Source organism: Nonlabens xiamenensis (genome assembly GCF_003865345.1).
In the GTDB taxonomy this organism is placed as follows: Bacteria; Bacteroidota; Bacteroidia; order Flavobacteriales; family Flavobacteriaceae; genus Nonlabens; species Nonlabens xiamenensis.
Window position 1 is genome coordinate 364,240 of sequence record NZ_RMVE01000003.1, and the last position, 22,264, is coordinate 386,503.

The 22,264-nt window shown below is 41.1% G+C and carries 20 protein-coding genes; 13 read left to right on the top strand and 7 right to left on the bottom strand.

The window, feature by feature from the left end:
• Nucleotides 1-9 precede the first annotated feature (9 nt).
• Together EGM47_RS10080 and EGM47_RS10085 are read left to right on the top strand one after the other, a co-directional pair.
• Nucleotides 10-1,227, top strand: a complete 1,218-nt coding sequence (locus EGM47_RS10080) for a DUF1015 domain-containing protein (protein ID WP_124980685.1) — start codon at nt 10-12, stop codon at nt 1,225-1,227.
• A gap of 3 nt (nt 1,228-1,230) precedes the next feature.
• A complete protein-coding gene (locus EGM47_RS10085; RefSeq protein WP_124980686.1) occupies nt 1,231-1,926 on the top strand; it encodes a YggS family pyridoxal phosphate-dependent enzyme in 696 nt (231 codons plus the stop codon).
• Nucleotides 1,927-2,146: 220 nt separating this feature from the next.
• Here the strand turns inward: EGM47_RS10085 and EGM47_RS10090 are convergent, their stop codons facing one another.
• The 4 genes from EGM47_RS10090 to dapF form a co-directional block, all read right to left on the bottom strand.
• Complete coding sequence (locus EGM47_RS10090) at nt 2,147-2,788, bottom strand: lysozyme family protein (protein ID WP_124980687.1); 642 nt, start codon at nt 2,786-2,788, stop codon at nt 2,147-2,149.
• Nucleotides 2,789-3,155: 367 nt separating this feature from the next.
• Complete coding sequence (mltG, locus tag EGM47_RS10095; protein ID WP_124980688.1) at nt 3,156-4,199, bottom strand: endolytic transglycosylase MltG; 1,044 nt, start codon at nt 4,197-4,199, stop codon at nt 3,156-3,158.
• A complete protein-coding gene (locus EGM47_RS10100) occupies nt 4,192-4,713 on the bottom strand; it encodes a GNAT family N-acetyltransferase (RefSeq protein ID WP_124980689.1) in 522 nt (173 codons plus the stop codon). The genes mltG and EGM47_RS10100 overlap by 8 nt, the downstream gene beginning before the upstream one ends.
• Nucleotides 4,710-5,492 (bottom strand): diaminopimelate epimerase, encoded by a 783-nt coding sequence (gene dapF, locus EGM47_RS10105; protein ID WP_124980690.1) that lies wholly within the window; start codon nt 5,490-5,492, stop codon nt 4,710-4,712. Before dapF ends, EGM47_RS10100 begins: the two co-directional genes overlap by 4 nt.
• A 130-nt stretch (nt 5,493-5,622) precedes the next feature.
• On the opposite strand from dapF, the gene EGM47_RS10110 reads away from it, so the two are divergent.
• The 3 genes from EGM47_RS10110 to EGM47_RS10120 all read left to right on the top strand — a co-directional run bounded on the left by EGM47_RS10110 (nt 5,623) and on the right by EGM47_RS10120 (nt 9,497).
• Nucleotides 5,623-7,032, top strand: a complete 1,410-nt coding sequence (locus tag EGM47_RS10110) for a trypsin-like peptidase domain-containing protein (protein ID WP_124980691.1) — start codon at nt 5,623-5,625, stop codon at nt 7,030-7,032.
• A 243-nt stretch (nt 7,033-7,275) separates the two neighbouring features.
• Nucleotides 7,276-7,839 carry a DUF6985 domain-containing protein gene (locus EGM47_RS10115; protein WP_124980692.1) on the top strand — a complete coding sequence of 188 codons (564 nt, stop codon included), beginning with the start codon at nt 7,276-7,278 and terminating at the stop codon, nt 7,837-7,839.
• 206 nt (nt 7,840-8,045) lie between these two features.
• Entirely contained in the window at nt 8,046-9,497 is a 1,452-nt protein-coding gene (locus EGM47_RS10120; protein ID WP_124980693.1) for a glyceraldehyde-3-phosphate dehydrogenase, read from the top strand.
• A gap of 83 nt (nt 9,498-9,580) precedes the next feature.
• Here EGM47_RS10120 and EGM47_RS10125 read toward each other — a convergent pair whose 3' ends face one another.
• Complete coding sequence (locus EGM47_RS10125) at nt 9,581-10,234, bottom strand: SDR family oxidoreductase (RefSeq protein WP_124980694.1); 654 nt, start codon at nt 10,232-10,234, stop codon at nt 9,581-9,583.
• Between the two features lie 188 nt (nt 10,235-10,422).
• Entirely contained in the window at nt 10,423-10,677 is a 255-nt protein-coding gene (locus EGM47_RS10130) for a type B 50S ribosomal protein L31 (RefSeq protein WP_124980695.1), read from the bottom strand.
• Between the two features lie 324 nt (nt 10,678-11,001).
• Here EGM47_RS10130 and EGM47_RS10135 point away from each other — a divergent pair, with 324 nt between their 5' ends.
• From EGM47_RS10135 to EGM47_RS10160, 6 genes are all read left to right on the top strand, one after another.
• Nucleotides 11,002-11,490, top strand: coding sequence for a DUF4199 family protein (locus tag EGM47_RS10135; RefSeq protein ID WP_124980696.1), 489 nt, complete (start codon nt 11,002-11,004; stop codon nt 11,488-11,490).
• Between the two features lie 124 nt (nt 11,491-11,614).
• Nucleotides 11,615-12,175, top strand: a complete 561-nt coding sequence (locus tag EGM47_RS10140; protein WP_124980697.1) for a DUF4199 domain-containing protein — start codon at nt 11,615-11,617, stop codon at nt 12,173-12,175.
• Nucleotides 12,150-13,145: a glycosyltransferase family 2 protein gene (locus EGM47_RS10145; RefSeq protein ID WP_124980698.1), complete on the top strand. Its 996-nt coding sequence runs from the start codon at nt 12,150-12,152 to the stop codon at nt 13,143-13,145. Before EGM47_RS10140 ends, EGM47_RS10145 begins: the two co-directional genes overlap by 26 nt.
• 86 nt (nt 13,146-13,231) lie before the next feature.
• Nucleotides 13,232-14,947: a phospho-sugar mutase gene (locus tag EGM47_RS10150; RefSeq protein WP_124980699.1), complete on the top strand. Its 1,716-nt coding sequence runs from the start codon at nt 13,232-13,234 to the stop codon at nt 14,945-14,947.
• Nucleotides 14,948-16,768 (top strand): ABC transporter ATP-binding protein, encoded by a 1,821-nt coding sequence (locus EGM47_RS10155; RefSeq protein ID WP_124980700.1) that lies wholly within the window; start codon nt 14,948-14,950, stop codon nt 16,766-16,768.
• Nucleotides 16,769-16,795: 27 nt separating this feature from the next.
• Nucleotides 16,796-17,311: a thioredoxin family protein gene (locus tag EGM47_RS10160; protein WP_124980701.1), complete on the top strand. Its 516-nt coding sequence runs from the start codon at nt 16,796-16,798 to the stop codon at nt 17,309-17,311.
• Here the strand turns inward: EGM47_RS10160 and EGM47_RS10165 are convergent.
• Entirely contained in the window at nt 17,308-19,383 is a 2,076-nt protein-coding gene (locus EGM47_RS10165) for a response regulator (protein ID WP_124980702.1), read from the bottom strand. The genes EGM47_RS10160 and EGM47_RS10165 overlap by 4 nt on opposite strands.
• 144 nt (nt 19,384-19,527) lie before the next feature.
• Between EGM47_RS10165 and EGM47_RS10170 the strand changes: the two genes are divergently transcribed.
• Together EGM47_RS10170 and EGM47_RS10175 are read left to right on the top strand one after the other, a co-directional pair.
• Complete coding sequence (locus EGM47_RS10170) at nt 19,528-20,520, top strand: hypothetical protein (RefSeq protein WP_124980703.1); 993 nt, start codon at nt 19,528-19,530, stop codon at nt 20,518-20,520.
• Nucleotides 20,521-20,536: 16 nt separating this feature from the next.
• Complete coding sequence (locus EGM47_RS10175; protein WP_124980704.1) at nt 20,537-22,252, top strand: RluA family pseudouridine synthase; 1,716 nt, start codon at nt 20,537-20,539, stop codon at nt 22,250-22,252.
• The last annotated feature ends 12 nt before the right edge of the window (nt 22,253-22,264 follow it).

The following is a 22,264-nucleotide window of genomic DNA, read 5'->3' on the forward strand; positions in this document are numbered from 1 at the left end:
AACATATCAATGCCTACAATCATTCCATTCCGTGCTGTTAGAGCAGCCACAGATAAGGCTGCCCATGTGATCTCACGCACTTATCAGGATTATGATAAAAAGGAATTAAAGGCAACACTCAAATACAACCCATATAGTTTTCTTCATATTCTAAATCCTGGCTATAAATTCAACCAAGAGATTTCAGGTGTAGAACGGTTCAACCTCGTGCGCAACCGATATCAAGAATTCAAAGAAGAAGGCTATCTGGTTAAGGATAGCGAACCCTCCTTCTATGTTTATGAAAACAGCGACCCTCACCACAGTTATACTGGAATTATCGCTGGAACGAGCACTCAAGACTATGCTGAAAATCGAATTAAAAAACACGAAGACACGCTGCAATTCAAGGAAGTATTATTTAAAGACTACCTGAAAGTGGCTGGGTTCAATGCAGAGCCTGTGTTACTTACCTATTCCGATCAAGAAGTAGTAAATCAAATCATAGAGGAGGTCAAACATCACGCCCCAGATGAATTCTTTTCTACCACAGATTTCAATTCGCATAAAATCTGGAAAGTCGTTGATTCCGTCCAGAAAAAGGCTTTGGTAGAGGCCTTTGGATCCTTACCAGAACTTTACATTGCAGATGGGCATCACCGCAGTGCGAGTTCGCACCTCTTGGCTCAAGAAATGCAAGGTGATGCTGAAAGTTACCAGTACTTCATGAGTTTATTGATTGCTGAAAGTCAACTCAATATCTATGAGTTCAATCGACAGGTCAAAGATTTGAACGGAATGGACAAACAGGAATTTCTGATTCGGTTGGATGAGTATTTCAGAATTCAAAACCGAGGCATAGAACTATATAAGCCCTCCAAAAAGCATCATTTTAGTATGTATCTGGACGGTGAGTTCTATAGTCTTTACTTGCGTAAAAATCTTCATCAAATCAAAACTCCTTTGGATGATCTAGATAGTCAGATGTTATATGATCTGGTGTTGCGACCCGTATTAGGAATAGAAGATCTGCGCACGGATGCACGCATACAGTATAGTTATGGAAAACACGACCTTGTCCATATGAAGGAACGCGTTGATCAAGGTCAGTTTGCTGTTGGCTTTGGACTATATCCGGCTACAGTAGAACAGATGAAGTCCATCGCCGATGAAGATTTGAGAATGCCACCAAAGAGTACGTTTATTCGCCCCAAATTACCAAGCGGGCTAATTATTTACGAATTTTAAGCTATGAGTAAGATAAAAGATCGCTTATCCAAGTTTCAGGATATTATCCGAGGAAGTAATGACCATCATGCTACTCAAGAAGTCACGCTTGTGGCGGTCAGTAAGACCAAACCTGAAGAAGATTTAATGGAAGCTTATGAGACGGGGCACCGTGATTTTGGGGAAAACAAAATCCAGGAAATGACCACCAAGTCTGAATCTTTGCCAAAAGATATCAGATGGCATATGATAGGTCACACCCAACGCAATAAGGTGAAGTATATGGCACCCTATGTTCATCTGATTCACAGCGTAGATTCTCCTCGGCTACTGAAGGAAATCAATAAGCAAGCTGCCAAAAATGACCGTGTAATTGATTGTCTATTACAAGTGCATATCGCGGAAGAAAGTTCTAAATACGGTTTTGACGAACAAGAATTGATCCAGCTGATGGAAGATGAGTTATTTAAGGAATATCAGCACGTACAGATCAAAGGCCTGATGGGGATGGCCACCTTTACCGATGATGAAGAGCAGGTAAGAAAAGAATTTAAATCGTTAAAAGCCATGTTTGACCGTGTTAAGGACCGTGGGCTTTTAGATCGACGTCATGACTTCACAGAACTCTCCATGGGAATGACGGGAGATTATGAGATTGCCCTGGAAGAAGGGAGCACTATGTTGCGCATAGGCAGTGCTATTTTTGGTGCCAGGGATTGATGCTATTTAAACATCATTCTACACACCATCAACGAGTAAACATATGGCTGCATAAATAAAAAGAGGTCTTCCAAAGAGCTCATCAACACAACTGTTGTCAATCTTAGCCTGTCGAAGATCTTTTGAAAGTCAAGAGATCATAAACTTCGACAAGTTCAGTTTGAGATGACAAAGTTTATTTTTGGAAAGGCATTGTTGTATCAGACTTGCGGATAAGCGTTTAATCGATGACCTCACTTAAATCGTACCCGCCAAATCTTTTCATATAAGTTTTAATACTACTTCCGTAGGCATCTCTACTGGCCTTGCTCCCATTGGAATTTAAAAAGCGCTTCACGCCTCCTGGTCCAGATAGGTGTGCAGCGGCTAGGAGTCCGCTTTCCGTAATGTGAATACCTCCCACGTTAGAACCCTCATATTTTTCAATGTAAGGTTGCAATACTTTGTGGTTATATTTCAGATTCTTGATAAAAATACGCTCCTGTAATCTGAGGCTGCGCAAGAAAGCAGTTGTATCATTAACTCCAAAATGCTGAAGGGTTACAGGACCGAACTGATATTTACCCAAATAGCCCAAAGTGTTCACTTGCCACCATTGGCCTCTAGACTCTTTATAAGCCAAGGCTTCCTTAAACGATATAAAGCTGTCACGACTTGAAGTAGCCAAGGAATAATCTCTGAAATCCAATGGTTTCTCCTCTAGGAAGGGTCCCATTGGTAAAGAAATAGTATTAGTCTCAATGGCCACATCATGACGAGATGGGACAATGGAATGGTTGGTATTGGTTTTCCATTTAAGTGCCGAAAGGCTCAACACAAAAACAGCAGGGTAGGCTAGAAAACTCACTAAGTGTGATCTCATAAACTTGGTTTTCGAAAGCTACTGTCACTCTTTCATTAACGCGCCGCAAATTTACGATCAAATTCCAGTTGGAAAGCAAATTACTGTTAATAAAGACATTAAGTGAAATTAATTCGTTCAAATACCACCCAAAATGAGTAACTACCCATTTACCGAAGAAAAAAATGTAATTCAGCTATGTGATGTGCAAAAAGAGTCACAAATGCGAAGAAAAATTGATTTAACTTGCCTACTAGCCAGGTATATTTTTCGCATATGTTAATTAAATTGCCGTGTAAAATTTTAAAATGAGATGTAATTCTTGGAAAAAAGCGGTGATTGGTAGTATTTGAGCTTTCCGCTTTCATCATCCCTTAAAGAAGATGAATTACTTATTATTTCTTGCAATCCATCGCCTATAAGCGGCGGCATTCTGATTGTGCTGGGCAAGGGTTTTGGCAAATTTGTGATAGCCAAAATTCTCTACATCGGCCACGAAATAGAGGTAATTGTGTGACTCTGCATTCAGCACGGCGTTGATGGCACTCAAATCAGGGGTTACGATTGGGCCAGGCGGTAGTCCTGCATACTTATAAGTATTGTAAGGATGGTCTAACTCCAGGTGTTTATACAGAACTTGTTTGATTTGTTGATCAAAATCATTTTCCGATTTTTTCTTGGCATAAATGACAGTAGGATCTGCGTCCAATTTGATACCTCTTTCTAAACGGTTCAGGTAAACGCCGGCCACTCTAGGTCGCTCATCCACCTTGGCAGTTTCTTTTTGTACGATAGAGGCCAATGTGTACACTTGCGAGGGAGTCATACCCAACGCCTCAGCTTTGGCTTTACGGGAATCGGTCCAGAAATTGTTGTAATAATTCAGCATTTTTTTTCTGAATCCTTCTGGGCTGATGTTCCAATACACCTCATAGGAATTAGGTAAATATAGGCTTAAAGCCGTATCGCGGTCCAAACCTTGCTCAGACAAGAATACTGGGTCGGTCATTACTTGTAGTAAACTCAGACTGTCAGGCTCAATTTGTTGAGCGATCCGACCGGCCAAGTCCTCCACCCGCTCTTGATTGTTAAACCTTAAGGTAATGGGTGTATTTTGACTGCGCACCCTATTGATGATATCATTGTTACTGGCACCTTTGGGAATGAGGTAATGCCCACCCTTAATATTTTTATGGTATTCTTTTTTAACTGCAGTTGTATGCAAGTCGTCCCTATCTACCACCGCTTCTGCAATAATCAAAAAAGCTGTGTTATAATCGGCATCAGAAGGGATGAATACCTCGTAATATTCCTGCTCAAAATTAGTATTCGGTGCAAACAACACTTGGTAAATGTTGTAGACAAAAATGCCCATAACCACAAGTCCCAGTAGCAGAACACCTAGCAATACTTTTTGGTAATTCTTATTCATTGATCAATTGGTAGATAAGTTCGTTTTTATAAGATTTTTGAGTGGCGATCCAGTCTTTTTTAATTCCGCTTTCGCGAAAGCGAAACTTTTCAAACAATTTACGACTGGGCAGATTGTCTTCACTGATCCCTGCATACAACTGGTGCAGTCTCAGGTGTTCGAAAGCGTAGTCTATCATCAGTCTCATTGCACTGCTGGCAAGGCCTTGAGCGCGATCCGAAGCTTGAGAAATAACAATACCTACCCCAGCTCTTTTATGATATGGATCAAAATCATAGAGATCAATGACCCCTTTGATTTCCTGATCAGTGTTACAAATGGCAAGTCGAAGTTGTTTGACCTCATAAATGTCCCGATGAGCATTTTGCAGGTATTCCCGAATGGTAAACTTTGAATAAGGTGTCAATGTATGGCCAAACTCCCAAAGCGCTGGGTTATTTTCAAGTTCGTAAATAAACTCTAGATCTTCTGGATCTACTGCCCTAAGCAGACATATGTCGTTTTGCAACTTCATAGGTCGATGCTGCCTTTAAACACTTGAACGGCAGGTCCGGTAAGCCAAATATCCTGATAGCCTTCAGGCGATGGCTGGAATTTTACTGCTAGTTCGCCACCTGGGGTGTGTAGTATTACTTCATGAGATTGTGTATGCTGAGTACGATGCATGGCCAGGGCAACGGCGGTGACACCTGTACCACAGCTCAGGGTTTCATCTTCAACACCGCGTTCGTAGGTGCGTACCTTAAATACATTACCTCCTTGAGGTTCGACAAAATTGATATTGGCCCCAGCAGCACCATATCTTTCGCGTCTTAATTTACGGCCAATACCCACCACATCGGTGTGCTCGATATTGTCCGTCAATTGAACGTGGTGAGGAGAACCTGTATCGGTAAATATATGTCCATCAAACACCTGAATTACCGGAACATTTGACATCTGTAACCCTACATGACCATTATCATACAGTATGGCCTCGTGAATACCATCAACGGCTTCAAATCTGGCCCTGTCCTGAACCAAACCTAAATAGCGGGCAAAACTCACCAAACATCGACCTCCGTTACCGCACATGGAACTAGGTTGTCCATCTGCATTGTAATATACCATCGTAAAATCAAGATCAGCATGATTTTCCAACAACATTAAACCGTCGGCGCCGATGCCAAATTTTCGGTCACATAACTGGGCGATAATTTTGGCATCCTTTTTGGAAAATATATGTTGACGATTGTCGATGATGACAAAGTCGTTTCCCGTTCCTTGATATTTATAAAAAGGTATTGCTGTCATGATTTGCAAAAGTACTGCAAATACAGCAAAAACCAGACATGTTAAGGAGCGTTAAACAGCGTTAAACCTATTTATAAACCACAATTCTATCTGTAACTTTAGGTTATAGAAGAAATAAAACAAATTGCACATGAAATCATTTTTTAGATCATTAGGAGTTGCCATTTTGGGCGGCGCAGTTGTTTTGGGATCCTATAAATTAATCATTGAGGAAGATACCCAGACATTGGAATTATCATCCAACCAAGAAACATTACCTACCACACCCGTCACGCCTGTTAATTATACAGGTAACACCAATATCGCTGGGGTGGACTTTACCGAAGCCGCAAAATTAACAGTCAATGCGGTCGTACACGTAAAAAACAAGACTGTAGCGAGGGTGCGCCCCTCCATCAATGACTTTATGAATGGAAGAGTTCCATATAGAGAAGCCATTGGTACAGGTAGCGGAGTGATCATTACAGAAGATGGTTATATTGTAACCAATAATCACGTGATTGAAAACGCACGCGAACTCGAGGTTACCTTAAATGACAACCGTACCTATAAAGCTGAATTGGTCGGTACCGAACCCAATAGTGATATCGCATTGTTAAAAATTGATACTGATCAGGATCTTCCCTATATCATCTTTGGTGATTCTGACCAAACAAAAATAGGCGAATGGGTTCTGGCGGTAGGAAATCCATTTAATCTAACCAGTACCGTAACCGCTGGAATCGTCAGTGCAAAAGGCCGTGATCTGGACCCCAGAGATCCCATTCAGCAAAGTTTTTTACAAACTGATGCAGCAGTAAATCCTGGAAACTCAGGGGGCGCTTTAGTAAATACGAGAGGAGAATTGGTGGGAATCAATACAGCCATCGCCTCAAGGACTGGTTCTTATGTGGGTTACTCTTTTGCCGTACCCTCTAATAATGCCAGAAAGATCATCAATGACATCATGGAATATGGGTTTGTACAAAAAGGTATGATAGGGATTTCTGGAACCGACTTGAATGGTAGCCTGGCCGATGAAATGGGAATCAATGAAAGTGAAGGTATCTTGGTAGCCACCGTTGTAGAAGACAGTGGTGCTGACCAAGCTGGATTGAAAGAAGGTGATGTGATCACTAAAATTGACAACATCAGAATCAAGAAATTTGCTGATCTAACTGGTTATGTAACGAGTAAAAATCCGGGTGATGTTGTGAATTTAGAAGTCCTGCGCAACCAACGATCATTTGATCTGGATGTCGAATTGACCAAAAACAACACCGTTAGTATTCCTTCCATTGAAATGGATTTAAGAAACCTGACCAAAGAGGATCGTAGAACTTATAAAATTAAACAAGGTGTTAAAATAGTAAGAACTACTGGTGAATTGGCCAGGTATGATATGAGTGATTATGTGATTACCAAGATCAATGACCGTACTGTGTCTAATATTGATGATGTGCAGGAAGTCTTACGCGAAGTAGACCCGAGAGCTACTTTATTGATTCAAATGAAGAACTCTTTAGGAGAGATTGAAAGATTCCGATACACCATGAGTTGAATCAAGATCATGTCTGAAAATCCCCATTAGTAATTTATACTGATGGGGATTTTTTATGTGTTGGTATGGGCTGGGTAGGTATCTTCAAGATATTTCTCCTGCTTAAACCAATTCAATTCTAACTTAAAGATTTAAAATACTGACAGTAAATATATTAACACTTGCATATCACCTTGAAATGACTGACATCCTTCCTAAATTTGGTTAAGGAGACATCCAGTTTTAAGTTATAATTTGTGAGCCATGGATAAAAAAATTAAAATAGTTCGTTCGAAAATATTAGGAGAGGTATCTCAAGACGCAAGCTTTGAGGATTATTGGAACAGCAAACCAATAAGAATACCATTGATTGGTAAAGAACTTAATTTGGTATTCATGGATTTCGAACCTGAAAAAGATGAATCATTTATTCAAGAAGCGGACTCTGCACTAGATAACTTTCTCAAATTAGGAGATGAATATAGGCATCAGATTAGTGGACTGATATATGACCACTTTCGAGACTTCTGCTCAAAGGTAGGTAAAGAGGATATCCCTGATGAAATGAAAGAGATTGATAAATCAGAAATTTGGAAATTCATTTCTCCAAGCCAAATCCTCATCGCAAGACGACCTTACAATGAGCCTGATATATTCATTAATATGACATGTCAATGTAAATGGGAGAAAGAACATGGTTTGCAATTAGTATTTAAGAAAGGAAAAGCATTGACGAGAGTTAGCGACCAAGATGGTTACTTAACTAAGGCTGATGCTTATAATATTCCAGACAGTGAAGACGAACTATTGGCAAAATTTGAAGAATGAAAAACGGCTTGTCATGATCGTTTAAAAATCATAGCTGTCCTTTGGCACAGGAACGCTTTTTAGCTTGGGAAATATATGTACCTCGAACATTGTCAGGTAGAAATTATTACAGCTCGAACGGAGAGAAAAATTAATGATACAAAATCAAACGAAAACGTTATAGTCTTCTTACTTTTGCAAAAATTTTAAACTACAAAATCATATTTATGAGTAAGTCCATTGACACTTATGAAAAAGAGCTCGCTTTCCAAACCGACAGGAGACGTGCAGCGGTAGCGTTTATTAAAGCGGTAAGCGATTTATGGTACGACAGGTCCATTGAGCTTGTTCTCTTCAGGAATCAGTTGATCGATCGCAACGTGAGCGAGATTATCAATCTGCATGAATATGCAGGTGAGTTTGTGCAAAAGCCTATTTCTGTTTTTGACAGTGTCGAGATCGCACAGGCTATTCTCTCTTTGGACATGCCGCCAGCAAAACTGGACATTGGTAAGTTGACTTATGAATACCACCTGGAGGACAATGATGTTCAGGACGCGATGAGTTTTGTAATGAAAAAATTAGGGGATGCTAAAATGGCGGAAGAAATCGTTCCCAAAGATGTGGTCCTATACGGGTTTGGTAGAATTGGTCGTCTATTGGCCAGAGAGCTAATGACCAAAGCCGGTAAAGGGAGCCAGTTGAGATTACGTGCCGTCGTCACTCGTGGCGCCATCACTGAATCAGTGTTGGAAAAAAGAGCTTCACTCCTGGCTCAAGATAGTGTACACGGAGACTTTTCTGGAACGGTGAGCTACAATCTTGCCGAAGAAGCCCTATTAGTCAACGGCACAACGGTCAAAATGATCAGTGCCGATGCTCCAGAAGATATAGACTATACCGCTTATGGAATTAAAGATGCCTTGATTATTGATAACACCGGAGCATTTAGGGACAAAGAAGCTTTGAGCAGACACTTAAAGGCTAAAGGGGCACACAAGGTGTTATTGACTGCTCCAGGTAAGGGTATTCCTAACATCGTTCATGGTGTAAATCACTTTGAAAATGATCCGGATGTGATTGATATTTTCTCTGCTGCCAGTTGTACGACCAATGCGATCACACCAGTGCTTAAAGCCATTGAAGATAGTTATGGGGTAGTCAAAGGACATTTAGAAACGATACATGCCTATACCAATGACCAGAACCTCGTAGACAATATGCACGGTAAATACCGTAGAGGACGTGCAGCGGCTTTGAATATGGTGATAACCGAAACCGGTGCAGGTAAGGCTGTGAGTAAAGCTCTACCTTCTTTTGAAGGCAAACTTACTTCCAATGCAATTAGGGTACCAGTACCCAATGGATCCCTGGCCATACTCAATTTAGAACTGGAAAATACCACTACAGTAGACGCCCTCAATTCCACGCTTAAAAAATATGCACTGGAAGGTGATTTGGTCGAGCAAATCAAATATTCGATTGACAACGAATTAGTCTCTAGTGATATTATAGGGTCAAATGCACCCTCCATTTACGATTCCAATGCAACGATCGTAGGACCAGATGGTAAGAATGTAGTATTGTACGTTTGGTATGATAATGAATATGGGTATAGCCACCAAGTTATTCGTTTGGCCAAATATATAGCCAAAGTAAGACGATATACATACTATTAATAGTTGATCTTGATTTAAATCAAAAGCCATTTGCAGTCTTGCAAATGGCTTTTGATCTTTTTTGAAATCTTTTTATCGCCGAATTAGATTCTTTCGTACTCCTCCACACTCTCAAATTGTTCTAGTGCTTCGCCAATCAAAGTTTCACCTTTTACAATTTCGAAGGTAGCTTGATTAGCAGTATTATCAAATAGCACGCTGACCAATGTATGTGCAACATCTGCCCTAGATATCTCTCCCTGCTTACGCAATTTGGCATCCAGCATCACATGTTTAGTTCCAGGTTCTTCGGTCAGGCTTCCTGGTCTTACGATGGTGTAATTGAGTCCAGAATCACGTAAGTGCTGGTCGGCCGCTTGTTTGGCCTCCAAATAATCTTGAAGCTCCTTCACCTGCTCAGGATGGTCAGCTCCCATGGAACTGAGCATCACGAATTTTTTAACCTTGTGTTTTGCGGCATTATCGATCAATTTAATCGCTCCGTTTTTATCGACCTCTTCTAGATTTTTTCCTCCAGAACCCGCTGCAAATATCAATTTATCAATACCCGCCGTAGTTCCTTCCAAGGATCTGGTCAGATCTTTGTGCAATGTCCCTACGCCCATGGCATTAAATTTGGCCTTTTGATGTTCTGAACGTACCATGGCGACAGGCTCAAAATATTGGGATTCCTTAAGTAAGTGTATAATTTTATTTCCGGTAGCGCCAGTGGCGCCTGCTACTAGTATCTTTTCCATGCACATAAGTAAACAAACTTTACGCCAGGCTAGCTCCAAGTGATTTGTCTTAACAAGTGTTTACACTTATCTTAACAAATAGCAATAGTTTTTAGGTATCCCATCAAGGTTCAGGTCAAATTTGGCAGTGTAGCACAAAAAAACGCCTCGAGTAACGAGGCGTTTCATATAATGTAAATGCGTAGGAATTATTTTTTCTTGAACTTAGAGTATTTGTTCTTGAATTTGTCAATACGTCCAGCAGTATCAATCAACTTGCTTTCACCTGTATAGAATGGATGAGATAGACGCGAAATCTCCAATTTGATCAATGGATATTCAGTTCCCTCAACGTCAATCGTTTCATTGGTATCTGCAGTAGATTTAGTGATAAAGACTTCGTCGTTGGACATGTCTTTGAAAGCGACTAATCTATAATTCTCTGGGTGTATTCCTTTTTGCATGATATAAATCTTATTCTTTTGCGGCTGCAAATTTAACTATTTTTCTTTAAACCACAACAATGAGCTTAAATTAAAATGATGAATGTTTTTTATTGACATTTTGATCAACGATGGGTTCTACTTTAGCTCGAACATTTCTTTCAGTTGATACCCGGCCACTACAAACTTAAGCAAAGTTAACCCGTGATTGATCCCCCGCGGAAAACTTTTACCCCTATCATCCTAATTCTTGAAGGGAGTCCATGCAATATCCGCATCGGTTCTGCTTTAAAGCTCGAATGGAGGATTTATATTTGCAAGCAACATCCAAATAAACCGTACCCGATGGACGCAAAGATCAAACGTGATTCCTTTTATATAGGCTTAGTTGGAGCATTCCTTACTGCAGGCATATACATCTATATGTGGCAAGCTCAGGATTACCTCAATGCCGGTCTCAATACCTCCTTATATCTATATCCGATTATTTTTGGGGTAGCGGCGCAAATTTGGGGAAGAAAAATTATGCAGGGCAAGATTGCTTTTAAACAAACCGTTTTGGCTTACTTCATTTGTATAGTCCTGATATTTTTTACCGAATCGATCACGCATTATATTTTACTCAATCACATCAATCCAGAAGCAAAAGATATTTTATTGGAAGCCTGGAAAGGGGTCGGCGAGCAACAAAAAGGTCTGGCGCGCGATCAGGTATTTAAGGCACCAACTTTCAGCTTATCTGAATTCGCCCTTGGCTTTGCAACTAAAACTATGATATTCACTGTTGTCGGCTTGATTACTGGACTATTTGTGAGTAAGATTCCGCAGCGATAAAGCCAGATTTACTACTTATATTTGACTAGCTGACCTGTTTAAACTTTACGGCTAACAATGAAAGTTTTGAACCCTTCATTTTCAGATTATTAGCTAAACAATAACCCATAAAAGAATACCCAACATGACCCAATTTCTAACTAAACCAGCCGTTAAATTCGGCCTTATTGGATTCTTGATCTACATGATTGCCTATTTTGTTATGTGGCAAGTGAATCTGGCCTTGTTTTTGAATCCGCTGATCACCTATCCTCTTGCTATTTCTGTCTTCGTATTCGGAATTCTGGCTCAGGTAGCTCAGAAGAAACTAGATGGCGGCTACATTAGTTTCAGTCGAGTTTTGGTGGTATTTATCATTACCGTAGTCATAGGTTATGCTGGCTATGCTGTTGCTGCCATCTTAATCTTTAATGTTATTGATCCTGGAGCAAAAACTACGATCTTGGAACTCACCATCGAGATGGCTATGGAAATGACCAATCGCATGTTAGGGTGGTTTGGTCTAGAGGCGCAAACACCGACACTTAGTAAAGAACAAATGCGTCAAAGTATGAGTTTGGGAATGGAACCTTTCGGTATCCCCAGTATTATAATTGGATATGTGAGCAATCTAATTATCTGTACCATCGGCGGACTTATCAGTAGCCTAGTGATCAAAAATGAAAAAGCCTACGAATTTGAATAATCCGCAGCTTTCGATTGTCATCCCACTGCTCAATGAAGCAAAATCACTGCCGGAACTCCAATCCTGGATTGATCGAGTACTCGAGTCTGTGTCCCTGGATTATGAAGTCATATATATTGATGATGGAAGTACCGATACAAGCTGGAGTTGGATTAGTTCGCTTTCGCGAAAGCGTCAACATGAATCTCCCTCCCGACCCGTAAAAGGCATAAGATTCCAGGCCAATTATGGAAAATCTCAAGCACTTCACGCAGGTTTCCAGCTTGCTCAAGGCGATGTGGTCATCACCATGGATGCAGATTTACAAGATTCTCCAGAAGAAATACCCGCCCTCTACAGCATGATCGTGGATCAGGGCTATGATTTAGTGAGCGGTTGGAAAAAGAAGCGTTATGACTCGGTGCTATCTAAAAACTTACCCAGTAAATTGTTCAACTGGGCTGCAAGACGTACCAGCGGCGTGCAGCTCAATGACTTTAATTGTGGCCTCAAGGCTTATAAAAAAGCGGTGGTTAAGAATATAGATGTACATGGAGAAATGCACCGATATATTCCAGTATTGGCCAAAAATGCGGGATACTCCAATATCACCCAGAAGGAAGTACAACATCAGGCCAGGAAATACGGAACTACCAAGTTCGGTTACGATAGATTTATCAACGGTTTTCTCGATCTGATCACGATCGCCTTTATCTCCAAATATGCCAAACGCCCGATGCACTTATTCGGCAGCCTGGGTGTGATTATGTTTGTTTTGGGATTTGTTATTGCGGCATATGTAGGCGGTGCCAAGCTCTATAACCTGGCTAATGATTTGCCGTATCGCTTAGTTACGGACAATCCCTGGTTCTTTATTGCCTTGACCTCTATGATATTGGGAACCCTGTTTTTTGTAGCTGGATTTTTGGGCGAACTCATTTTGCGCAGTGGTGCTAGGAACGAGCGTTACAAGATCGCAGAGCAACTTTAAGCTTTCCCAGAAAAGCTAATCACCAGCATAGAAAAGGGAGCCAAGAAGTATCCTTATCTTTGTTGTATCAATCAGTAAGACAAACCATGGACAAGAACCTTATACTCAGCACGGCCCGCACCTGGACCAAGGCACCTTTTGATGAAGAAACAATCACCCGCACCCTTGCCCTGATCACCGCAGATAATGAAGAATTCCGCGAGTCCTTTTATAAAGACTTAGAATTTGGTACGGGAGGTATGAGGGGAGTCATGGGTGTAGGTACAAACCGCATTAATAAATATACCTTGGGTAAGAACACCCAGGGACTCTCACAGTATCTCAAACAACAATTTCCAAACGAGCAGGTCAAGGTAGCCATCGCCTACGATTGTCGCCATAACTCCAAAGAACTAGCCCAGGTAGTTGCCGAGGTATTTAGTGCCAACGGTATTTTGGTCTACCTGTTTGAAGATTTGAGACCAACTCCCCTACTATCCTATACGGTGAGACGTAAATCTTGTCATGCTGGAATCGTACTGACAGCGAGTCACAATCCGCCAGAATACAATGGATATAAAGTGTACTGGCAAGACGGAGGCCAACTGGTTCCTCCTCAAGACAAGGAGATTCTTGACTTAATTAATAGCCTGGATTTTACGGATATCAATTTTGAAGGAGACGATAGTTTGATCCAACTATTGACCGAGGAAGACGATCACGCTTTTATCGAGGACAGCATCAAAGCGGCCAGGATTGCTGGGGATGTAGATCGCTCTAGATTAAAAATTGTTTTTACCAGTCTGCACGGAACCAGTATCACGCTTTTACCGGAAACCTTGAAGCGCGCTGGTTATACTGACTTGCACGTGGTGAAGGAACAGGCATTTCCTGATGGAGATTTCCCAACGGTCACCTCGCCTAACCCAGAAGAACCAGAGGCATTGGCACTTGCTGTCCAACTGGCCAATAAAATTAATGCCGATATGGTCATCGGTACAGATCCAGATGCGGACAGATTAGGAATAGCCGTACGCGACCAACACGGAGAGATGAGCTTGCTGAATGGAAACCAAACCATGATTGCCATGACCAATTTCCTGCTCCAGCAAACCGATCTGACGTCATTGAAGGATCCCTTTATTGGTTCCACGATTGTTTCCACGCCTATGATGCATGAACTGGCCCTATCGCATAAAGTGGAATGTAAAGAGGTACTGACCGGATTCAAATGGATTGCTAAAATGATCAAGGATTGTCCGCAACAAGATTTTATAGGCGGCGGGGAAGAGAGTTTTGGATATATGGTTGGTGATTTTTTACGTGACAAAGATGCCATCACCTCGAGTTTATTGGCTTGTGAGATGTATGCCTATGCCAAAGCCCAACATTCTACAGTTTTTGAGGAGTTGGTTAAGCTTTATGTCAAGCATGGCTTTTATCAAGAGAAATTGGTTTCGTTGGTCAAAAAAGGAATATCTGGCGCCGCCGAGATCAGCAAGATGATGGTCGATCTCAGGGAACAACCACCCGCTCAGATTGCAGGACAAGATGTGATTATTATTGAGGACTACGCTACGAGCCTGCGACAGAATAAACATTTGGATAAGACCGAACGATTAGATATCCCAAAATCTAATGTGTTGATTTTTTATCTTGCCGATGGCTCAAAAATTGCCGCTAGGCCCAGCGGTACTGAACCAAAAATTAAATTTTATATCTCGGTCAAGGCGCCGCTTTCTTCTCCTGATCAGTACGATGTGGTGTATGAAGAGCTTCAACAAAAAATTAAAGGCATTCTAGCCGACTTTGACATTCAATAAATGAACTATTTTAAGGAGATTCTCCATTACGCGAGGCCATACAGAAGATATGGAGCGCTGAACATCCTTTGCAATGTTTTTTTTGCATTATTTGGGGCGCTGAGTTTTATCTCGTTGATCCCCATGTTGGACGTTCTTTTTGATAAAACAATGCAAGTAACTACCATTCCTGAGTGGACCGGTATTCTGGACTTGATGACATATATCAAGAGCTACATGGGTTGGTACATTACAACTCAAGTTGATCATAAAGAACAAGCCTTGATTATCGTAATTGCCTTAGTATTAACTCTATTCTTTCTTAAAAACCTTTTTGGATATTTAGGAATGTATTATATCGCTTATTTGCGTAATGGGGTCTTACGTGACATCAGAAATGATTTATATGCAAAAATCGTTCACCTTCCCATCTCCTACTTCTCAGAAAAAAGAAAAGGTGATGTCATCGCCCGCACCAGTGCAGACGTGCTTCAAATTCAAAACAGTTTTCTATCCATACTCGAACTGATTGTCAAAGAACCTTTGAACATTATTTTTTCTTTAGGATTGATGATCGTGATCAGTCCAAAGCTCACTGTTTTTATGCTTTTATTTCTACCTGTCTCCGGATTTTTGATTTCTAGGTTGGGAAAAAAGTTAAAAAAACGCAGCGGGCAGGTGCAGCAAGAACAAGGTTATTTTATGTCTTTATTGGAAGAAACCCTGGGCGGTCTTAAGGTAATCAAGGGCTTCAATGCAGAAGAGCGATTGGAAAACAGTTTCCAACAGAGCACAAATCGGTTGTACAGGTTTGCCGTCAAATTGAACCACCGTAAAGGACTGGCCAGCCCGGTAAGCGAATTTCTCGGTATTCTTGTTATTGGGATTCTCTTGTGGTACGGTGGACGTTTGGTAATTGTTGAAAACGTGATTGATGGTACTACTTTTATTGGTTTTATGTTGTTAGCTTATGGAATTCTAACCCCTGCCAAAGCACTATCCAAGGCCAGCTATCAAGTTAAGGAAGGAAACGCTGCAGCGCAACGAATTCTAGAAATCTTGAAAACCGACAATGAGATTGAAGACCAACCAGAGGCGATTGATGTTACCGCTTTCGCGAAAGCGATACAATTGGACAAGGTGACATTTGCCTACAAGGATGAACCTGTACTCAAGGACTTTTCACTTAACATACCCAAAGGTAGCAGTGTCGCGTTGGTAGGACAAAGCGGCTCTGGAAAAAGTACAATTGCCAATTTGCTCACTCGTTTCTACGATGTAGAAGATGGTACGATCAGCATTGATGGCCAGCCCATCAAGGAGGTCAGTCTGAAAAGTTTGAGGGATCAAATGGCTCTCGTTACACAAGACAGTATTCTTTTCAATGATACGATCGCAACAAATGTTGCCTTAAGTAACAAAGATGCCTCAGAAGAAAGTATTATCGACGCGCTCAAAATTGCTAATGCCTGGGAGTTTGTCAAAGATTTACCTGATGGTATCCACACCAATATAGGCGACAGTGGAAATAAGTTAAGTGGCGGTCAAAAGCAACGGCTCTCGATTGCCCGTGCGGTACTTAAAAACGCCCCTATTCTGATCCTTGATGAGGCCACAAGTGCGCTTGATACTGAAAGTGAACGTTTGGTTCAGGATGCGTTAGAAAAAGTAATGAAAAATCGTACCTCGATTGTGATTGCTCACCGCCTATCTACCATTCAAAACGCAGATATGATCGTGGTGATGAAAAAAGGACGAATCGTGGAACAAGGAACACATATCGAACTCATGGCGAAAAATGGGCTTTACCACGGACTTGTAGGTATGCAAAGTCTGGGATAATATCTATATTTAAATAAAATAATTCCAATGAAATCAACCATCTTTAGTGTACTGTTTATCTGCGCTGCTGCCCTTAGTGTAAGTGCGCAAAAATCCACCAGTGAAATCATGGCGCAAGCCATGGAAAAGGCTGAGATGGAACAAAAACATATCTTAGTGAAGTTTGAGGCTTCGTGGTGCGTTTGGTGTAAACGCATGACCAAACAGTTGAATGACCCAGCCGTAAAAGATTATTTTGACCAAAACTATATCATCACACCCTTGGTGGTGTTAGAATCAAGCAACAACAAAAATTTGGAAAATAAAGGCTCACTTGATTTCCTAACAAAATTCAATGGTGAAAAAGCCGGGTTACCATTCTTTGTGATTCTAAACGCCAAAGGTGAACTTGTTGAAGATTCTTTCAATGACCAAGGGCAGAACTTAGGTTGCCCAGCTTCCGCAGAAGAAGTGGATACTTTTTTAAAGATATTGGAGACCACCTCTAATTTATCTGAAAAAGATGCCAAAGCCGTCAAAGAAGTGTTTACCTTAAAAGATTAAACTGCATCTGAGGAGGTAACTTTTAAAAATTTAAATAGCATTTTAGAAACGATCTCAGGCTTGACTGGTTTTGAGATAAAGTCGTCACAACCAGCTTCCATGGCTTTTTGCTTATCTGATATTGTCGTGTAAGCAGTTTGCATAACCACTGGTATTTGAGCGTTATAGGTCTTGATGAGTTCAGTGGCTCGATATCCATTCATGATCGGCATTTGAATATCCATAAATACCAGATCCACATGTTCTCCGGAACGCACGTGGTCTACGGCTTCTTGTCCGTTTTCTGCCCGCAGGACCTGGATGTCAAATTCTGAGTTACGATCCAGCAATGCCTTCAGAAACATAAAATTGAGTTGTACGTCTTCGGCAATAAGCACTTTAAAAAGGGGACTCTCTGACCTCAATTTTCTTTGCTGAGGTTGACATTCTTCACTAGGGCCAATGTCGTGTACAGGAACCCAAATTTCCACTTCGGTACCCTTACCCAATTTGGAGTGTATTTCCAATCGCCCATTCATTAAGTCTGCATAGGCTTTAGAGATTGTGAGTCCCAGACCAAGGCCTTCATAAAGCTCTGTGGTGTCCTGATTGGATTTGGAATAGCTGTCAAAGATGGACTCGAGTCGTTTTTCAGAGATACCGATGCCTGTGTCAGAGATAGAAACGTACAATTGATCGTCAATGATTTTGCCAGATAAAGAAATGCTACCAGAAGCGGTGAATTTGATAGCGTTATTCAAGGTATGCAGTATTATTTTTCTCAATTTCGCTTGATCTACAAGAACGCAGTTCTGCGATTCATCAATAGGTACATTCAGGTCATATTTGATTTTCTTTTGAATGGCCTGGTCTTTAAATTTATCATAACATTGTTGAATAAGCAGCTTTACATCCGTACTTGTATTTAGGGTTTTGATTTGATTACTTTGAAGAAGTGACACTTCCAATACGTTATCCATCATGTCCATTAACCGCAGACAACCCTGATTGATAATATTTATATACTCTAGCCTCGTTTCTCTATCGACATGATTGTTCTTTAATAAGCCAGAGAAACCCATGACCGCATTCATAGGGGTGCGCATCTCATGGGTAATATTATTGATAAAGGAAGTTTTAAGTATACTGCTTTCTTCCGCTTTTTCTTTGGCTTGTTCTAATTGTTTTGTTCTGCGCTTGATCGTATACTTAAGGTATCTGTTGATCACGAGAAGAGCAAGAAGAAAACTGAGAATTAAAATAGTAGCTGTTATCCAGAAACGTTCTGTTTTATAAATAGGCTTATTGAACATCACCAACCAGCGATTGATCACCTCCTTTTTCTCCTCGTACGTTATTTCATTAAGCCCTTTATAAAGAAGACTGTTCAGCATCTCATTGTCCTTGACTGCTGCCATGGAAGGATCATAATCCCTACCTAAATTGCCCAGAACTATCAAATCCTCAAGCCCCTTAGACTCAGTAAAATAAGTAACTACAGTTTGCGGCCCAATAAAATAAGCTTGTTTATTTTGCAACAGTTTTCTTAAACATTCCTCATCGGTAGCGCAGTTGGAAATGACATTCGCCTCTGGAAAATCTCTAAGAATACTTTCAGATATGGCAAAATCCTTGGGCAGATAAAAGTCGGCTGTAGAAAGGGAGTCACGATCGTAAGACTTCTGCTGATCTTTGTGTCCCACAATAACAAATGGAGTTTCAAAAAGCTTGGTATAAAATTTCAGATATTCTTTCCTAGATTCTGTTTCTTGTACTTCCAGTATCCAATCTATTTTCCCATTTTGTGCATCTTCGATCACTACTGAAAAATCTGAATATTCCACTACCTCAAACTTAGTATCCAGCTTTTTTTCCAATAATTTCAAATAATCGTAGAGTATTCCCTCTGGATTACCTTCTTCATTTTTAAATATGTAAGGTGGATAATAGGGATAAACTGCAACTTTGACCGGATCATTGTTTTTTAACCAGTCCCTTTCCTCTTTCGTTAATACATCTCCTGAGGAACAAGCAAACGCAATGCCGGTGAGCACACTTATAAATAAGATAAAGCGAGGTAGTCTTTGAATCATATGATGACGTTTGTCTTTTAAAGATACACAAAAAAGTAGCTTGGCAACGGCTAATCAACGATCTACCTGACTGGAAATGGTGTTGGTTAAAAATAGTAGGAGTCAGACTTTCCATTTAATTTTGCACTCAGAATCCCAAACAAGATGGAATTTAAATTGTTAGACCTATCTGATACCGTCCAATTTCCAGAAATTTTCCCCTCGCCGTTCCAGAAAAACCCAATAGAATTGGCTCAACGGGCGGCGCTGGACCTACAAGCTTACTTAAAAACTCAACAGGACTGGAAGCATGATTTTGGAATTAGGACCCCCACTAGCCCAGGGGCCATGGGGAAGATGTTTGGGGTACTGGTAGTCAAGGATCATCAGAATCGCCTTGGTTATCTATCTGCCTTTTCTGGTCAACTTCAAGATCGTACCAGTCATCAGCCTCCATTTGTTCCACCAGTATTCGGCGAGCTAAAAGATGTAGATTATTGTACGTCAGAATACGAAGCTTTCAGCTCGATGAATCGTAAAATTAAAGCATTGGAGAATTCGTCTGAATTATTACAGCTCGAGAAGCAGGTCAATGAGCAACGTGAGATTCACCAACAACTTCTATCCACCCAAAAATTAAAGCATCGACAACAAAAGCAACTGCGCAGAAAAAGATTGGCCTGTCTGCCCCCAGACAAGTCCAACAAAGCATTCAAGCAAATGGAAGCTGCACATCTACAAGCCGAGCTGAACGAGAAGTTTATGTTGAAGGAGTACGAGATTTATTTGGGAGGTAAAATAGAAGATTCACTCAACGCATTGGGTGCTTTACAAGAACAAATTCAATTATTGAAGAAACAACGTCAGCAGCGTTCGCGAAAGCTGGGAGAATGGATATTTGATCACTATGACTTTCTCAATTCTCAGGGTGCCGTTAAGAATGTTCGCCAACTCTTTTCAGAAACGCCTCCGGCTGCTGCTGGAGACTGTGCAGCCCCCAAGCTCCTACAGTTTGCCTATAAAAATGGCTATCAACCTATTGCGATGGCAGAATTTTGGTGGGGTAAGACCAATAAATTAGGGGATAAAAAGCATGGCGAATTTTACCCTGCTTGTGAGGCAAAATGCCGTCCAATTCTAGAGTTTATGCTGTCTTAATATTGAACTGGAGCTAATGAATAGCTTATTTTTGCCAGGCAAAACTTTACCTGCCTTGCCTACCCAACTTCATCCTTTTATTGCACCCCTTAACGCCTCGGGAGCTCCCGAACGATTCACCTTTCCTTTTAACTATGACCCTCATCCCTGGGCCATTGAGGCCAGCAGGCAATTGCAATCATATCTTGAAGATATGGATGATTGGTTTTTAGATTTGGGGTTAGGATCCTCAGATCAGGGCCTCCTTCAAGGAAAAATGTTTGGGGTGCTGGTGGTAAAAGATAGGGATGGCCGACTGGGACAACTTTGGGCTTATTCGGGTGTTGTCACAGGCGGTAATGATCACGCTGACTTTGTACCTTTAGTCTTTGATATTTTTGAGAAAAATGGCCATTATGTACAAGAAAACCATCGACTTGAAAAGCTGACCGAGCAAATCAATGTATTGATTCAAGATAAAGATTACCAAGCCAACCGCCAGAAATTAAAAAATCTTCAAAGCAAGCACATCCATCTTCTCGATGAGCTTAAGGAAAAGCACAGAACCCAAAAAATTCAACGCCGCAAACAACGGGCACAGAAAAAATTGGAGTTGAGCACCGATAAGTATGAAAAGTTTTTAGAAAAACAAGGTTACCTGAGCATGCAGGCCAAGTTCATGCAGAAGGAATACGCCATTTATCTGGATGAGAAAATTAGAAATCTGCGTAGAGAAGTAGAAGTGATCGACGGACAAATCGACAAGCTTTCAAAGCATCGCAAGCAAAGTTCGCAAAAATTGCAGGAAAGGGTTTTCACGCAATATCAATTACTCAATGCCAATGGAGAAAGCAAATCTGCTTTGGATATTTTTAAGAACATACCTCCATATTTCCCGCCTTCTGGGACTGGCGATTGCGCGGCGCCCAAGCTTTTGCAATTTGCTTATACCCATGGTTATACTCCACTGACGATGGCCGAGTTTTGGTATGGTGAATCACCAGATTCTCAAGTGCGGCAACACGGAAATTTTTATCCAAGTTGCAGGTCCAGGTGTGAGCCACTGCTCCAACACATGCTCAAAGGCTTGGAAGTGGATGAGAATCCACTATTGCAGCTTCAAAATAATGTTAGCGATCTAAACATTCATTATCAGGATGAACATCTCGTAGTGATCCACAAACCTGCCGATTTTTTATCAGTTCCAGGAAAAAATATTACTGATTCAGTCCTTCAGAGGCTCAGGGAAAAATTTCCTGATGCTACTGGCCCCCTACTGGTTCACCGCTTGGACATGGGTACCTCTGGCATTTTGGTGGCGGGATTGAGCAAGGAAGTTCATCAAGATCTTCAGGATCAATTTATCAGACGTAGCGTCGAAAAAAGATATGTTGCTATACTTAATGGCATCCCGGATCAGGACTACGGATACATAGATTTACCCCTGCGGGTTGACCTGGATAATAGACCATATCAACTGGTGGACCCTGTACATGGCAAAAACGCCCGCACAAAGTTTGAGATTATTGAAAAGTCAGACGGTCGCAGCCGGGTACATTTTTACCCCATCACCGGTCGTACTCATCAATTACGTGTGCATGCGGCTCATAGAGATGGTTTAGGTTGTCCCATTGTTGGGGATGACCTCTATGGCGCTTCTTCAGACCGACTCTACTTGCATGCTGAAAGCTTGCGCTTTAGGCATCCTATTTCCGGAGAAACAATGAGTATGGAAATTCCAGCCGAATTTTAGAACTGCCTTGTG

What these genes read in the sequence shown, in the direction of transcription:
- EGM47_RS10080 (WP_124980685.1), top strand. Translation starts at nt 10, where the DNA reads ATGCCTACAATCATTCCATTCCGTGCTGTTAGAGCAGCCACAGATAAG.
- EGM47_RS10085 (WP_124980686.1), top strand. Translation starts at nt 1,231, where the DNA reads ATGAGTAAGATAAAAGATCGCTTATCCAAGTTTCAGGATATTATCCGA.
- EGM47_RS10090 (WP_124980687.1), bottom strand. Translation starts at nt 2,788, where the DNA reads ATGAGATCACACTTAGTGAGTTTTCTAGCCTACCCTGCTGTTTTTGTG.
- mltG (WP_124980688.1), bottom strand. Translation starts at nt 4,199, where the DNA reads ATGAATAAGAATTACCAAAAAGTATTGCTAGGTGTTCTGCTACTGGGA.
- EGM47_RS10100 (WP_124980689.1), bottom strand. Translation starts at nt 4,713, where the DNA reads ATGAAGTTGCAAAACGACATATGTCTGCTTAGGGCAGTAGATCCAGAA.
- dapF (WP_124980690.1), bottom strand. Translation starts at nt 5,492, where the DNA reads ATGACAGCAATACCTTTTTATAAATATCAAGGAACGGGAAACGACTTT.
- EGM47_RS10110 (WP_124980691.1), top strand. Translation starts at nt 5,623, where the DNA reads ATGAAATCATTTTTTAGATCATTAGGAGTTGCCATTTTGGGCGGCGCA.
- EGM47_RS10115 (WP_124980692.1), top strand. Translation starts at nt 7,276, where the DNA reads ATGGATAAAAAAATTAAAATAGTTCGTTCGAAAATATTAGGAGAGGTA.
- EGM47_RS10120 (WP_124980693.1), top strand. Translation starts at nt 8,046, where the DNA reads ATGAGTAAGTCCATTGACACTTATGAAAAAGAGCTCGCTTTCCAAACC.
- EGM47_RS10125 (WP_124980694.1), bottom strand. Translation starts at nt 10,234, where the DNA reads ATGGAAAAGATACTAGTAGCAGGCGCCACTGGCGCTACCGGAAATAAA.
- EGM47_RS10130 (WP_124980695.1), bottom strand. Translation starts at nt 10,677, where the DNA reads ATGCAAAAAGGAATACACCCAGAGAATTATAGATTAGTCGCTTTCAAA.
- EGM47_RS10135 (WP_124980696.1), top strand. Translation starts at nt 11,002, where the DNA reads ATGGACGCAAAGATCAAACGTGATTCCTTTTATATAGGCTTAGTTGGA.
- EGM47_RS10140 (WP_124980697.1), top strand. Translation starts at nt 11,615, where the DNA reads ATGACCCAATTTCTAACTAAACCAGCCGTTAAATTCGGCCTTATTGGA.
- EGM47_RS10145 (WP_124980698.1), top strand. Translation starts at nt 12,150, where the DNA reads ATGAAAAAGCCTACGAATTTGAATAATCCGCAGCTTTCGATTGTCATC.
- EGM47_RS10150 (WP_124980699.1), top strand. Translation starts at nt 13,232, where the DNA reads ATGGACAAGAACCTTATACTCAGCACGGCCCGCACCTGGACCAAGGCA.
- EGM47_RS10155 (WP_124980700.1), top strand. Translation starts at nt 14,948, where the DNA reads ATGAACTATTTTAAGGAGATTCTCCATTACGCGAGGCCATACAGAAGA.
- EGM47_RS10160 (WP_124980701.1), top strand. Translation starts at nt 16,796, where the DNA reads ATGAAATCAACCATCTTTAGTGTACTGTTTATCTGCGCTGCTGCCCTT.
- EGM47_RS10165 (WP_124980702.1), bottom strand. Translation starts at nt 19,383, where the DNA reads ATGATTCAAAGACTACCTCGCTTTATCTTATTTATAAGTGTGCTCACC.
- EGM47_RS10170 (WP_124980703.1), top strand. Translation starts at nt 19,528, where the DNA reads ATGGAATTTAAATTGTTAGACCTATCTGATACCGTCCAATTTCCAGAA.
- EGM47_RS10175 (WP_124980704.1), top strand. Translation starts at nt 20,537, where the DNA reads ATGAATAGCTTATTTTTGCCAGGCAAAACTTTACCTGCCTTGCCTACC.